General features: G+C 66.8%; 9 protein-coding genes. 1 reads left to right on the top strand and 8 read right to left on the bottom strand.

All coding sequences use genetic code 11. From position 1 onward, the window contains the following. Window positions 1-106 precede the first annotated feature (106 nt). Window positions 107-3,820 carry a helix-turn-helix domain-containing protein gene (locus G3I78_RS33165; RefSeq protein WP_164431474.1) on the top strand — a complete coding sequence of 1,238 codons (3,714 nt, stop codon included), beginning with the start codon at window positions 107-109 and terminating at the stop codon, window positions 3,818-3,820. A gap of 85 nt (window positions 3,821-3,905) precedes the next feature. On the opposite strand, the gene G3I78_RS33160 is transcribed toward G3I78_RS33165, so the two are convergent. The 8 genes from G3I78_RS33160 to G3I78_RS33125 form a co-directional block, all read right to left on the bottom strand. Then, window positions 3,906-4,649 carry a VOC family protein gene (locus tag G3I78_RS33160; protein WP_164431472.1) on the bottom strand — a complete coding sequence of 248 codons (744 nt, stop codon included), beginning with the start codon at window positions 4,647-4,649 and terminating at the stop codon, window positions 3,906-3,908. A gap of 43 nt (window positions 4,650-4,692) precedes the next feature. Then, the gene (locus tag G3I78_RS33155) at window positions 4,693-5,412 is read right to left on the bottom strand and encodes a DUF4232 domain-containing protein (protein ID WP_164431470.1); all 720 of its coding nucleotides are present in this window, start codon (window positions 5,410-5,412) and stop codon (window positions 4,693-4,695) included. A 375-nt stretch (window positions 5,413-5,787) separates the two neighbouring features. Beyond that, entirely contained in the window at window positions 5,788-6,417 is a 630-nt protein-coding gene (locus tag G3I78_RS33150; protein WP_164431468.1) for a hypothetical protein, read from the bottom strand. A gap of 187 nt (window positions 6,418-6,604) precedes the next feature. After that, window positions 6,605-8,368, bottom strand: coding sequence for a DUF262 domain-containing protein (locus G3I78_RS33145; protein WP_164431466.1), 1,764 nt, complete (start codon window positions 8,366-8,368; stop codon window positions 6,605-6,607). Window positions 8,369-8,592: 224 nt separating this feature from the next. After that, window positions 8,593-8,814 carry a hypothetical protein gene (locus tag G3I78_RS33140; RefSeq protein WP_164431464.1) on the bottom strand — a complete coding sequence of 74 codons (222 nt, stop codon included), beginning with the start codon at window positions 8,812-8,814 and terminating at the stop codon, window positions 8,593-8,595. A 686-nt stretch (window positions 8,815-9,500) separates the two neighbouring features. Then, on the bottom strand, window positions 9,501-10,553 hold the full coding sequence (locus G3I78_RS33135; RefSeq protein ID WP_343243913.1) for an ATP-binding protein: 1,053 nt from the start codon (window positions 10,551-10,553) through the stop codon (window positions 9,501-9,503). After that, window positions 10,544-12,559: a transposase gene (locus tag G3I78_RS33130; RefSeq protein WP_343243912.1), complete on the bottom strand. Its 2,016-nt coding sequence runs from the start codon at window positions 12,557-12,559 to the stop codon at window positions 10,544-10,546. The genes G3I78_RS33135 and G3I78_RS33130 overlap by 10 nt, the downstream gene beginning before the upstream one ends. Window positions 12,560-12,590: 31 nt before the next feature. After that, window positions 12,591-13,286, bottom strand: a complete 696-nt coding sequence (locus G3I78_RS33125) for a TnsA-like heteromeric transposase endonuclease subunit (RefSeq protein ID WP_239158199.1) — start codon at window positions 13,284-13,286, stop codon at window positions 12,591-12,593. Window positions 13,287-13,597 lie beyond the last annotated feature (311 nt).

The following is a 13,597-nucleotide window of genomic DNA, read 5'->3' as shown; positions in this document are numbered from 1 at the left end:
CGTGTCGGGCGGCCCGACGAGCCGCCCCCGCAACCGAGTTCAGCGGCCGGGGAATTGTTCGGCAGTACCGTTCTGGCGACCGAACAATGCGGGGCGGGGTGAGGGTGTGGCGGGTCGTCGTGAGGCGCCGGTGGATCCGGCGGCGGGGCCGGTGCAGCGGTTCGCGTCCGAGTTGCGCGAGTTGCGGGCCGAGGCCGGCGGGCTCACCTATCGGGCGCTGGCCAGGCGGGCGGGCTACTCGGTGACCACGCTGTCGCGGGCGGCGGCGGGCGAGCAGCTGCCGACACTGCCGGTGGCCCTGGCCTATGTGCGGGCCTGCGGTGGCGACGAGGAGCGGTGGCAGGCCAGGTGGCAGGAGGCGGTGGAGCGGTCCGCCGCCGACGGCGCCCGTGACGACGACGGATCACCCACCCCGTACCGGGGGTTGGCCCGGTTCGAGACCGCTGACAGCGCCCTGTTCTTCGGCCGCGAGGAGCTGACCGCCGACCTGGTCGGCCTGCTGCGCCGACGGCGGTTCGCGGCGGTCTTCGGCCCTTCCGGCAGCGGCAAGTCCTCCCTGCTGCGGGCCGGACTGATACCCGTCCTCCAGCAGACGCGGGAGCCGGGCGCGCGCCCCGCCGCGATCAGGATCCTGACCCCCGGCGAACATCCCGCCCGCACCCACGCAGCCGCTCTCATCCCCGCGCCCCCCGACGACAGCGGCGCGGAAGCGGACACGTACATCGTCGTCGACCAGTTCGAGGAGGTCTTCACCCTCTGCCACGATCCCGCCGAGCGGGCCCGCTTCATCGACCTGCTGCTCGCCGCCCGGCGGCCCGAGAGCCGATTACGGGTACTGCTGGCCGTGCGCGGCGACTTCTACGGCCGCTGCGCCGAGCACCGCGAACTCGCCGACGCCCTGCGCGAGGCCAACCTGCTGGCCGGCGCGATGAGTCCGGCGGAACTGCGCGACGCCGTCGTCAAGCCCGCCACGGCCGCCGGGCTGACGGTGGAACGCGCCCTCACCGCCCGGCTGGTCGAGGAGGTCGCCGCCGCACCGGGCGGACTGCCGCTGCTCTCCCACGCGTTGCTGGAGACCTGGCTCCGCCGCCGCGGCAAGACCCTGACCATGGCGGGCTACGAGGCGGCCGGATGCCTCGACGGCGCCATAGCCAAGACCGCCGAGGAGGTCTACGGCCGCTTCACCGAAGCCCAGAAGACGGCCGCGCGCCGGGTGTTGCTACGCCTGATCGCCCCCGGCGACGGCACCCCCGACACCCGCCGCCCCGTCGACCGCGCCGAACTCCCCGGCATCGACCGCCATGACACCGCCCATGTGCTGGAGGCGCTCACCCGGGCGCGGCTGCTCACCCTGGACGGCGACACGGTGGACATGGCCCACGAGGCCCTGATCACGGCCTGGCCCCGGCTGCGCGACTGGATCGACGAGGACCGCGAACGGCTGCGCACGCACCGGCACTTGACCGAGGCGGCCCACGCCTGGCACCAACTGGGCCGCGAGGAAGGCGCCTTGTACCGGGGAAGCCGGCTCAGCACAGCCGAGGAGCACTTCGCCGACGCCCCGCAAAGCGACCTGACCGACCTGGCCCACCTGACCGATCTGACCGACCTCGAATACGCCTTCCTCGGTGCCTCCCGCGCCCATGACCAGCGGGGCCGACGCCGACACCGGCTCGTCCTCACCGCCGTCCTCACCACCCTGTGCCTCGCCCTCGTCGCCGCCGGACTGGCCGTGGGACAGCGCCAGAACGCTGTCACCGCACAACAGGAGGCCCAGTCACGGCAGTTGGCCGCCCAGTCCGGCGCGCTGCTGGACACCGACCCCGACCTCGCCGCCCTGCTCGCCGTCCACGCCTACCGCACCAGCCCGACCCGCGAGGCCACCACAGCCCTCTACACCGCCGCCGAACTCCCGCTGCGCAAGCGCCTGATCAGCGGAACCCAACCCGTGGACGCCCTCGCCCTCAGCCCCGACGGCCACACCCTCGCCGTCGGCAGCAGAGACGGCGCACTGCGGATTCGGAACATGCCCGACGGCCGGATCCTGCGTACGTTCACCGTCCAAGGCCTCCTCGAACCACTGGAGTTCAGCCCTGACGGCCGTACTCTCGCCGTCGCCACCACCGAGGGACTTGACCTGTGGGACCCGGCCACCGGCCGGAAACGCGGCACCCTCGCCATTCGCGACGGTGCGGTACGAGGACTGGACTTCAGCCCGGACGGCCGTACCGTGGCCGTCGCCTCCGTGAGTGCCGTACGCGTCTGGGACGTGGCCACCGGCCGCATCCGGTACCGATTCGCCTACCCCGACCCGGAGTTGGTCGCCTTCGGCCCCGACGGACGTACGGTCGCCGTGACAGGCATCGACGGAGTGCTCCGCGTGCGGGATCTGGCCACCGGCCGTGTCCGGATCGCCCGGGACAGCCGGAGCGAGGGGACCGTGGTGTCTTTCAGCCCTGACGGCCGGCTCTACGTCGTCGCGCTCGCCGATGGTTCGGTGCGACTGCGGGAGGTGGCCACCGGGGTCGTCCGGCGCACGCTCCGGGGCAGCCTTGACCGGGTGACCGAGGTGGCCTTCGCCCCGGACGGGCGGTCCCTCGCCGCGCCGGGCGCCGGGGACACCGTACGGGTGTGGGACACCGCCACCGGCAGGGCGCTGACCACCCTGACCGCCGGTCATCGCGGGCACGGGATCAATGCCATGGCGCTTGGTGGGGACGGCCGCACTCTCGTGACCAGCGGCCACATGGACCCTGTCGTCCGGGTCCAGCGGTTGTCCCTCGATCGGCCACGCACGTCTTTCTCCGGCCCTGCGGACGCTTCTGTGGCCGACATGGCGTTCGGCCCGGACGGACGTACGGTGGCCGCTGTCCACCAAGGATGGACCGGCGGTGGGGTGGCACAGCTGTGGGATGCCAGGAGCGGCGAGCGCGAAGCCGTACTGCCCCTGGACGCCGCCGAGTTGCCTTGGCCCGTCAATCACCCCGAGGCCGTCGGGTTCGGTCCGACCGGGCGGGCTCTGGCCGCCAGGGTCACCGAGGGTGGGGTGTTGGAGGTCAGGGACGTCGCCACGGGGCGGCTGCGGCAGAGCCGTGCCGTGAAGTTCGTCGGCACGATCGTCTTCAGTCGCGACGGGACCCAGCTCGCGGTCGTCGGCGGGGACGGAACGGTGCGGATCTGGAACCTGTCGACCGGCACATTGACCACGGTCCGCAACGACCATGAACGACCCGTCAGATCGGCCGAGTTCGCACCGGACGGTCGTACGCTCGCCGTCGTGGCCGTCGCGTCCAACGGCGACGACGAGGTCGAGCTGATCGATACGGCGACCGGGCGCGCGCGGGCCACCGTCGAGCCGGGGACCGGGTTCCTGGGGTCCCTCGCGCTGGGTCGGGACGGGCGCACCCTGGTCACCTTGGGCCACGGCGGTTCCGTGAAGGTGTGGGAGGTGCGCACCGGGCGGTTCCGGGACGGCTTCAGCACCGGCAGTGAGGTGGCGTCGTCGGCTCTGAGCCCCGACGGCCGCACCCTGGCCGTGGGCGGTGCGAGGGGAGTCCAGCTGTGGGACCTCGCCACCGGCCGGATCAGGGCCACGCTGCCCGGTCCCGCGCACGCGCGCGTGTCCTTCGGCCCGGACGGGCATGTCCTGGTCGTGGGCGCGGGCGGCTCCGTCGCGTTGTGGGACGTCGATCTGCCCGACCTGGCTCATGCGGTCCGCGGGGTCTGCGAGGCCGTGGGCCGGGATCTCACGCCTGGGGAGCGGTCCCGCTACCTGGGAGATCAGTCCGCCGGAACGGGGTGCGGGGAGGCGGCGCGGTAGGTCGCCGGGCGGGTGTCAGCGGGCGGGTGTTGGTGCGCGGGCTTCAGCGGGCTGGCTTCGGGGCGCGTGGTTCAGCGTGCGGGCGTCAGTGCGCGGCGAGCACGCAGAACTCGTGCCCTTCCGGGTCGGTCAGGCAGGTCCACGGGACGTCGTCGCCCTGGCCGAGGTCGAGGTCGGTGGCGCCGAGGGCGCGCAGCCGGGCCACCTCCGCCGCCCTGTCGTCGTCGGGGGACGGCAGGAGGTCCAGGTGGACGCGGTCCGGCACGGTCTTCGCGTCCGGCGTGCGGAGGAACTCCAGATACGGGCCGACGCCCTCGGCGGAGCGCAGCCGCGCGTGGTCGTCGGTCACCTCGTGCAGGGTCCAGTCCAGCGACCCGCCCCAGAACCGGGCCATGGCCCGCGGATCGACGCAGTCGACGACCACCGCGGCGATCGGCCCGGTGTCCCGGTACATCTCCCGGGGCTCCAGGACGCAGAACTCGTTGCCCTCGGGGTCGGCGAGGACCGTCCAGGGCACCTCGCCCTGGCCCACGTCGACGGGTGTGGCGCCGAGCGCCCTCAGCCGGGCGACCACCTCCGCCTGATGGGCCGCGGAGGTGGTCGCGAGATCGAGATGGGTACGGTTCTTCGTCGCCGACTTGGGCTCCGGTACGGGAACGACGTCGACGCCGACGTAGACGGGGTCCGGCCAGACGGGGCCGCCGGCGGGACCGACGTACGTGGTCACGCCGGGGCTGTACGCGGTCCAGCCGAGCGCCGCCGCCCAGAACCGGCCGATCGCCGGGCTGTCGACGGCCTTGATGATCACGTGCACGGGTCGCAGCGCCATGCCGGTGATCCTAGGCCGGGGCCGCGGCACCGCCGACGGGCCGTCAGAAGTCGTACGACTTCTCGGTGTTCCAGTTCAGCACGTCGGCCTCGTACCAGGTGAAGTCGGTCTTCTGGCCCTGGATGTCGACGGAGTAGTAGGGCCCGGCGTGACCGGACGCGTCGCGCAGCGCGATGGCGAACGAGTCGGCCGTCCGGTTCTTCGAGCCGTAGTCGAAGAGGTTGACCGCGCTGTACACCTTGGCGCCGGGCTGGAGCGTGATGTGCTTGGTGCCGCCCGGGTTGTCCTTCGTCGAGTGCGGCAGGGCGGCGACGTCGACGTCCCCGCCGAGCTTCACGGACGGGTACGAGGTGACCCAGCACGCCGTGGTGTTCTCGTTCGACGCGGTGATCAGCAGGTGGTCGCCCTGCTCACCGGCGAACCGGTGCACCGCGGTGACCAGCATCTCGTCCCCGTTGCACTGCCGGGCGGCGGCGGCCGTCGTCGTGCGCGAGACGGTCTTGCGGCTCACGCTCTCCTTGGTACCGACACCGCTGTTGTCGCCGCTGCTGTTGTCGCCGCTGCTGTCGGCCTGCTCCGCGCCGCCCTTCCCGTTCGCCCCGGACGCGGACAGGCTCTGCGCGGTGTCGGCGGCACGGTCGCCGCCCGCCGCCTTCGAGCCGCCGTCGGACCCACCGCACGCGGTCAGCCCCAGCGCCAGCGCGGCGGTGACGGCGGCCAGGGCGGCGGTACGGGCGGTACGGCGGGCACGGCGCGTGGTCATGATGGAAGTTCCCCCAGGGTCTGTCGCTACGGCTGTTCCGTCGCACCCCTGGAGATGTGCCCCGGGCGGGGGGTCGTTCACTCGGTTCTGTCCGTATTCGGTAACTTCGGTAACAGGTGTTCTGTTCCATATAACTGTGGGCAGGGCGAGGCTTTGACCTGCGGTGCCTACGATTGGATGGGTCAGGCGCCACCCATCCTGTCCCACTCAAGCGTAGGCACTTGCGTGCTGGGCTAGGTTCTCGTCTGCGCTCAGGGGACGAAGAAGGGAGTGAAGTCATGGCTTCCAACCCCAGTTGACTGACCTACCCTCACGACGCTCCTTGGGGGTGGCGGATCCGTCGCAATCGGTGAGTCCCCTCCCAGAGTAATTGGACTATGCAGCCTCAGTGAAGATTTTCCTCTGGGCTTCAAGATGGCGACGCAGGTCAACAACAGCATCGTTCTCGGAAGCCGGTGCTACTCCCTGAAGCTCGTCCAAGTCAACGGAGTTCGCTTCGGCTAGTTGCCTCGTGTAATCAACCACGATGTTAACCAGCATCTCTGCCTGCTTGGTCGAAAAGTCAAGGGTGATACTGCCATCCTCGTTAGAATACGCCTTGACGGCATCCAAGTCGGCGATGAGCCGGTCGATGATTTCTAGTTCAAGGCGTCCTTCATGAACTGCTTCCACATAAGCGGCCAACGAGGCGTTGTAACTTTGGACGCACTCCAGCAATTGAGGCTTTCTACTTTGCCTGCGCTTTTTCACGACGGCAATGACAGCTGCTCCCGCCACTAATGTACCCACTACGGCGGTTGGGATGAGGACACGCGGGTTTTTCAACATCCCTGCAACATGCGCCGCTACCTTTTCGTTGCTCAAGGGCAGGGGGACTTCTTTCAAGTGCTTGACAATCTGTCCCATTTGATTGCGAACGATGCCTCCGTATTGAATGAGGTCGCCGCCGAGTAGGCCCGCCTCGATCTCTGGCGGAATGTAGAAATAAGTAGGCTGACTAATCACTGATCGCCCCCGCTGCGCGGCCCCTAGTACTCCAGGCGGCTCGATTTTGGTATCGCCTTGTAGAATATGTCGTCATGCGCGCCGTGCATACTGCGGCTATCTCTGACCCAACCTGCTGAAAAAATCAAGATTTCTGCTGCTGAGCCCGCTTCGTCGTAGCTTCCGCGCAATGAAAACGGAAAACGATTCAGATGAAACGCTGAGGCAGCTCAAGTAGAAGCGCAGGGTCCGCCACTTCAACAGTCTCGTCGCCCTCTCTTACGTAGGCTTTGCCGCTGAAGAGAGACACCTTCTGCTGCTCGGGAATTCGAATCACGATCACGCCGAGACCGTAGTAATCCGAATGGGTCAAACTTGCCAGCACTGAACCCTTGAGGCCATCATCCAACCCGGATGTGCGAATAGCTTCCTTCCAGCGGGCCGCGTACCGTTCAGGGGTCTCACCGAGGGATTTCGCTTCCCTGTTAACTCCCACGACGAAGCGCCGACCTACCTTGCGTGGCGTCACTCCGTCTAGGCTCACGATTCGATTTGCGTCCGCCTCCTTATCCGCCACCCCAATCAGGATCGTTCCTGCCCTACCCTTTCCGTTATTGGCGATCGCGCAGATAGTTCGCATAACTTTATCGATGATATTCGGGTCGATCTCTCGCTTTCCGTGCAGTCGCAGCATTCCCTGCTTTAGTTCATAGTGAGGAGCTTCGATTTCCGAGCGTCGGATAATAGAGTCGATGTCGGTCGTGGTGTGATCGCCGTAGATATCCCGAGGCTCGCTCTTCACGAAGTGAGGGCGAATTAGGCCCTTGATCGTCTCGATATTCTTTCGTCGCTCGGCCGGCGCCGTTGAGCGGCGGCTGGTTTCGATCCGCTTATCAAGATCGGTGATGGCGGATTTCACTCCATGATAATCAGCGATCTTCTGGTTCTCTCCGATGAGGAGTTCGTGAAACGCGATGAAGAGCACGGCAAAGGCGGCAGGAAAGGGGTTCGTGGTCCTCTTTGAGAAGATAATCGACCGCAGCTTGCTCGCGTCGGAATCAGCACAGACTGCACGAATCTCGTCGATGCAGAGTTTGAACTCGGCAGAGAACCTCTCTGCGCCATAAGCGTCGAGTGCGCTGATTAGTTGGCGATTTCGATCTGATCCGCTCTCGTAGACTTGGTCGAGCGCATCCTTCGACCTCTCTACTAGATCTCCTCCGATGACGGATGCTGCGATATCTGCGATGCATTGCTCGTCCATTGAGTCCCGCAGGTCGGTAGACCTAAGAATCCCTTGCTCGACCCAGAAGACCTCTTCGGCAGCAACCTCATACCCGTGCTTCGTCTTGGGGAGGTCGATGCTAATGGATGGCATCTTTTCCAGGCTTAGGACATCGCTTGACGCGTCGCCTCTGACTTCGCAAGAAAGTTCGCGAACCAGCGTTGAAAATTCATCCCGGGCGCCTGACTGTCTGCGTTCCTGATCGCTAAGCCTGTGGCCGTAGGTGTTGATCCTTGCAAAGACGTCATCGATCTCGGCGTCGGTTGCTCCGCGCATGACCGATACGGAAATCGAATAGTCGAGAAATGCACCCACTTCGCGAGATGCCAAAGTTTTTCCGACGGCGACAGAGAAAGCATCATCCTCTTCCGCTCGATTCTTCGCCGTGACGAACTGAGCCACATCGAAATATTTGTCATCTAGTGTCGCGAAGGCAGTTTCGATGAAAGAGGTGATGGTGTGCAGTCGTTGCAGTCCATCGATTACCTCGTACTCTCCCCCATCTCGTTCTGCTAGCAGAATTGCGGGAATTGGGTACTCCTTGAGCACCGATTCGATCAGCTTCTGCTTCTCGGTCAAGGTCCAAACCAGCTTTCGCTGGTAGCGGCGATTAACCCACAGCTTATTTTCGCTGTACCAGGCGTAGATGGATTGAATGGACCTTTGCTGAGGAGAGAGCTCTGCCATGGTCTAATCCTGTCATGGGATCCCTGTCGTGCGCAGCCATAGTGTATTGACGATCACCTACTCGTGGGAACCGTCGATGTGCGCGACGGCTCTGCCATTCGCCGCCTCGGTGGAGCTCGGCCTCTGCCTGCGTCCATCGCCAGTACCAAGCTGCTCGCGCCCACTGCTCAGGCGTAACAACGCTGCTTAGACGATGACCTGACCGCATGCCCGAAGAGCAAGGCTTACAGATCTTGTGCCTGTGCTCCTTGCCCGTCGAAGTATCGATCGATGCGCCGCATCACCATGGCGCACTCCTGGCCGAGCCTGTCGAGATCGTGATCAGCTCGGAGGTGCGCGTCGTGCGGGAGACGGCGGTAGAACTCGGCGAGGAGCCGGCCGATGTCGTCGGGGTGCCCGTTGTGGGCGACGACCGAGCGCCAGAAGGGCGTCGCGGCCATGGACATGGCTGCGACCATGCCGGGATATGCCATTGCATAGAGTCCCGGTCCCCAACCACTGCGTGCTCCAGGCTGCTTGCCGACGATGTCGTGGAGCTCGTCGGTGCCAAGGGAACGGCAATGGGCAGCGAGTTTCTGCCAGAGACCTCGGGCGGCGTCGAGGCACTGGGTGATCAAGGTGTCCCCGTGACGGCGAATCAGCCGGTGGTGCCACCGCTGAGCACGGACGGTTGCGGGTAATTGTGTGAGGTCAACCTGGTCTTGCGGACGGTGTGCTGCCTTACCGACCCAGAGACCGTGACGCATGCATACGTGGTGATGGCGGGCAGGTGCGAAGAGCACGATCTGCTGGCCCGGAGCGTGAGCGGCAGCGCACCGTCGGCAGGCCCAACGCGGTTCGCGTCCGGCGGAGCCGGGAACAGCGCGGAACCCGGCCTCCTGCCACCATTTGAGTTCCGGAAGCGCTCTCCAGAGGGCAGCGGGGGACTGGCCGGTCAGCAGCGACAGCCGACGCACAGTCTCAGCAGGAGAGTCGGACGTTGACTGGAGCCATCGTGAGGGAACCTTGAGGCGGTCGACGGGGACACGGTTGGCGTCGGCGAGGCGCCGCCAGTATGAGCCGAGAGCCTCCTCCGGGAACGGAGCGAGCGGCCGAGGTAGCGGCCTCAAGAGCACAGGCTCGAACGCTGTACTCATCCTGCCGCCTTCCGGGGACGTCGCGAGTCCGGGGCGGAGGACTCGTTGTGGTGGTCGATTCGGATGGACTTCAAGGTGGAGCTGGTGATGCGTTCAGTGCCGTCGAGGATCGCGGTGATCGCTGCGGCTCGGATCAGGTGAGAGAGGCTGCCGATCATGCCGCCGGTGCGTTGATGCAGATAGTCCGCCAACTGAGCGAGGGTGTCTTTCTCGTGGCGGTGCAGCCGCAGCGTGTTCTCCATGGTGGCCACCAGAGAGTGCCACTCGGCGGTGAGCGGGAACGGACCGGTGCGAACCAGGATGCTGCGGCCGGCCAGCTGGCTGCCGCGGATTCCGGTGAACAGACCTGAGTGCTCGACGTTGATTCCGGCATATACCAACGTGGCGGGCAGGTGCTCCGTGAAGTACTTCAGGTGGTCCGAGAGTTCCTCACCCGCCGTGGTCGCGAGGTTCATCAGGTGGATTTCGTCGACCAGCACCAGGTCCGTGCGGGCCTCGATCATCACCTGACAGACCGCGCTGGTGACATCGGTGGTGTTGTGCCGCGGCGAGATCAGCGGCAGGCCGAGGAACCGGGCGAACTCCATGGCGAGCTTACGGGGTGAGCCCCGGGGCGGAGCAGTGATGTAGACGACGGGAATCCGGTCGCTTCCCGGAAACCACTGGCGGATGCGCAGTTCGTGCAGTCGCCCGAGCTGCTTGAGCGCGGTTGTCTTCCCGGTCGTCCACTCTCCGGAGACGATCATTCCGCGCCGGGCGCCATGTTCGCGCTGATTGAGCAGTGTAAGCAGCCGTCCCTGGTGGGCGATCTCCTTCACGGTCGAGGTGCGGATTACCTGGAGTTCGGAATGATAGGCGATGCGGGCTTCGTCGTAGACCTCCCGCATCGGCTGGCTCATCGATCGCCATTGCTGGTCATCGATCGTGTCGAAGACGGCTGGGTCCGTGTCGACGAAGTGACGCCACCCGGCCAGCGTCGTGGACGGATCGGTGCGTACTTCGCCGAGCTTGCCGGCTTCCTCGGAGGGATCAGGGATCTTCACCACCACTTCTCGGCCTCCTTGCGGGCGTCGAAGATCTCCAGTGGGATGATGTCGGCGAGTTCCTCCTCGCCTCTGGTGTTCTCGTCGCCCGGACCGGCCGAGGAGTCGGGCTCCTCGGCCGGCCGAGGCCAGGACGGCTGTGCGGTGGCCCGGGTCCGGGCGGCGACCTTGCGTTCCCTGCGGACTCGGCCCGTGGGCCTGACTGCTGGTTTGTCCGGCCCGTCAGCGGCCTGGTCCAGCAGGGCGACAGCGGCTTGGGCGATCTCTTCCTCGGTGACCTGATCCGAGCCGCGCTCGCCGAGGATGCGGCGGGCGTGGTCCCAGGCCAGCTCGCCCATGGGCATCGGGGCGGTGCGAAGGTGGCGCCAGATCGCGGTGATCCAACCGCCCTGGCGGTGGTTGCGAACCCAGACGCGGGAAATGTCGTAGGGGTCGTAGTGAACGTCCCAGCTCTGGCCGTTGTCCCCCGCGCCAGAGCGCTGACGGCGGAAGGGGTTCAACTCTGCACTGTCGTAGGTGCGGTGGTTGCTGCGGACACCGGAGGAGTTGATCGTCCGACGATGCTTGGGCAGCAGTTCGATGTACTCCTCCGCGCTCAGCGCGACCGGGACGTGCCCGGCGGCTGCGACCAGGGCGGCGTACTTCTCGTTGGGGCTCAGCGTTTTGCCCGGCATCAGCGGGTCCCGCAGGCCATCGTGCGGTCGGTTCTGCCAGATGACGATCCACTGCTGGAGAAGTTCCTGAAGCTGATGGATCGACCAGACAGCCTCTGCCGCTGGATCGACGCCACGGTGTTCGGTGCTGCGTCCCTTGTGACCCGGGAGGTACTGAGCGAACATCGTGGCCACAGAGCCCAGAGTCTTCTCGATGTGCGGTTTGTCCGTAGGGGTGTCCGGGTGAGCAGGCTGGAAGGAGATGCCCAGAGCCTGGCAGGCCGAGCGGAACGTCTCGGAGATGTATGCCTTGCCTCGGTCGCAGACGATCGTCTCTGGCGTGATTACCGGAATCGCTGCCGCTTGGGCCAGCCGCTCGTCCAGCGCCACGAGCGACGCGTGCGGTAACACCGAACGGGACATCCGCAAGGCGTCCGCCCAACCAGGACGCATCGGCTCAGGCGTCATCGCCCGAGCCAGCAACAGCGCGGCGTCCACCGCTTTCGTCGACGGCCGCAGCACCGCCGCGGCCAGCGTGCGCGTCGCGATGTCGACGATGCCGGTCAGCTCCACTGTGTCCACCGTGCCGTCGTCGTGAACGACCAGCACATCCAGCGGGGTCGAGTCGATCTCCATCACCTCGCCGGGCCGGGCGGCGGTGAGCTGGCCGAACATGCCGTCCGGCTGCTTGGCCAACGAACGGCGGGTGCGTGCCGAGCCCAGTATGTGCCGCCCGGAGCTGACTGCCTTCAGCAGCCGGTAGAACGCCGTGCGCGACGGCAGCGGCACGACTCCGGGTCCGAGTTCGGCTTCCAGGAGGCGTTCCATCCGGCGCCGCAGCACCTGCGCGGAGACCGTCGACCGGCCAGTCTGCTCGTCCACTACCTGCCGTAAGGCCTCGACCACCCGCCGGTCGGTGCGACCTGTTCCGTCCGAGGTGGTCCGCAGCCGCGGGTCGACCAGCCCCAGTACCCCCTCGTCCTCGAAACGGCGCCGCATCCTCTGAATCAGTGCCAGCGACGTGCTGTCCCCGGCCGCCGCGAGTTCGGCGGACTTGGCCAGTTCCCGCTGCCGTAGCGACCTCACTGCCGGGTCGTACTCAGCCCGCACTGGGCCGTGCGGATCATCCAGCGGCCGGCCCGTGAGTATCTCCACCAGGTGCCGCTGCCACCACTCGGCCCGCTCAACTGCCTTGGCCGGAAACCCCTCCAGCACCCCGGCCGCCGGGACCACCGGCCGCATTGATGCCGATGTGACCACCTCGAAGTCATTGGAGGACAGCAGATGGGCCAGCATCACCACGCTCGCCGACTGAGCCTCGTCGACCAGCCGAACTGCGGTCCCCTCAAGCGCGACCACCGTGTGCAGGCGGCCGTCGAACCGGACCAGGTCACCCGCTCGCAGCAGCCGCGGACGCGACGGCATCCCCGCCCCCTTCCCGCACCATGCCGAGCCGGACCTGCGAGTCCGCCGAGAACAACCCGGCCTCCAGATCCGCGGCCAGGACACGGCGCCAGAGCAGGTGGAAGAGCACCGGCAGCACCGCGATCTGATCACCCACCCGCAGAGCACCAGCCAGCAGTCCGCCGCCGTCGGCGAACACCTCCACCAAGCGGGCAGCGACCTCCGGGCGGTGCACCCGCGGATGCCGGTAGCCGGCCAGCCACCGCACGTTCGCCATCAGCACCACCTCCGGCGTCCCCACCCGCACGAAGTCCCAGCCCACCGACCGGCAGGCCGCCGCAGTCACCGCGAACTTCATCGCGTCATCCGGCCCGATCCGCTCATCCGGACGCACGTCCACCACCAAGCCCGTGCCGTCGGCGCGGCGGACGAACAAGTCCGGCGTGTGCCGCACCCGCTTCCCGCCCACCCCGGCCCACGACAGCCGGAACGGCTGCGACGACATGCCCGTCACCAGCGGATCGAAGTCCAGCAACATCAGGCGGTCGCGCTCCAGCCACGACTCATAGCCCACATGCCCGCCGCACGTCGCCGACCAGTACCAACCGCACCAGTTGCCCTGACCACGAAACGCCGGAAACCGGCGCTCAGGCCGTACCGACTCGAACCGGACCGACCACAGGCGCCCCAGAGACCCCCGCTCGCGGAGCCCGACGCGCTGACGTACTCCAGCTCGACGTCCTCCGCCGACACCTCGCGCACATCCATCCGGGCCTCCGGTACGACGCCGACCAGCCACTTCGACCGTAGAAGCGCCAAGACCGCCGTACCTACACAAGACCGGAACACCCCAGAACTTGCCTACACATGACCGGGACCCAGCCATACATGCCTACAGAAGAACGGGACTGCCTACACATCGCAGAGACAGGACAACAGGATGGCGGCACGCTCCGTCACGAGTGGCGTAGCGCACTATTGCAAGCACCTGCT

Source organism: Streptomyces sp. SID13726, from assembly GCF_010548375.1.
Taxonomy (GTDB): domain Bacteria; phylum Actinomycetota; class Actinomycetes; order Streptomycetales; family Streptomycetaceae; genus Streptomyces.
Note: the sequence above shows the minus strand (reverse complement) of the source record. Positions and strands in the feature narration are given on the sequence as shown.

Excerpts from the sequence above, each read along its gene's own strand:
- G3I78_RS33160 (WP_164431472.1), bottom strand. The coding sequence starts at position 4,649 with ATGGCGCTGCGACCCGTGCACGTGATCATCAAGGCCGTCGACAGCCCG.
- G3I78_RS33155 (WP_164431470.1), bottom strand. The coding sequence starts at position 5,412 with ATGACCACGCGCCGTGCCCGCCGTACCGCCCGTACCGCCGCCCTGGCC.
- G3I78_RS33145 (WP_164431466.1), bottom strand. The coding sequence starts at position 8,368 with ATGGCAGAGCTCTCTCCTCAGCAAAGGTCCATTCAATCCATCTACGCC.
- G3I78_RS33140 (WP_164431464.1), bottom strand. The coding sequence starts at position 8,814 with ATGTCCATGGCCGCGACGCCCTTCTGGCGCTCGGTCGTCGCCCACAAC.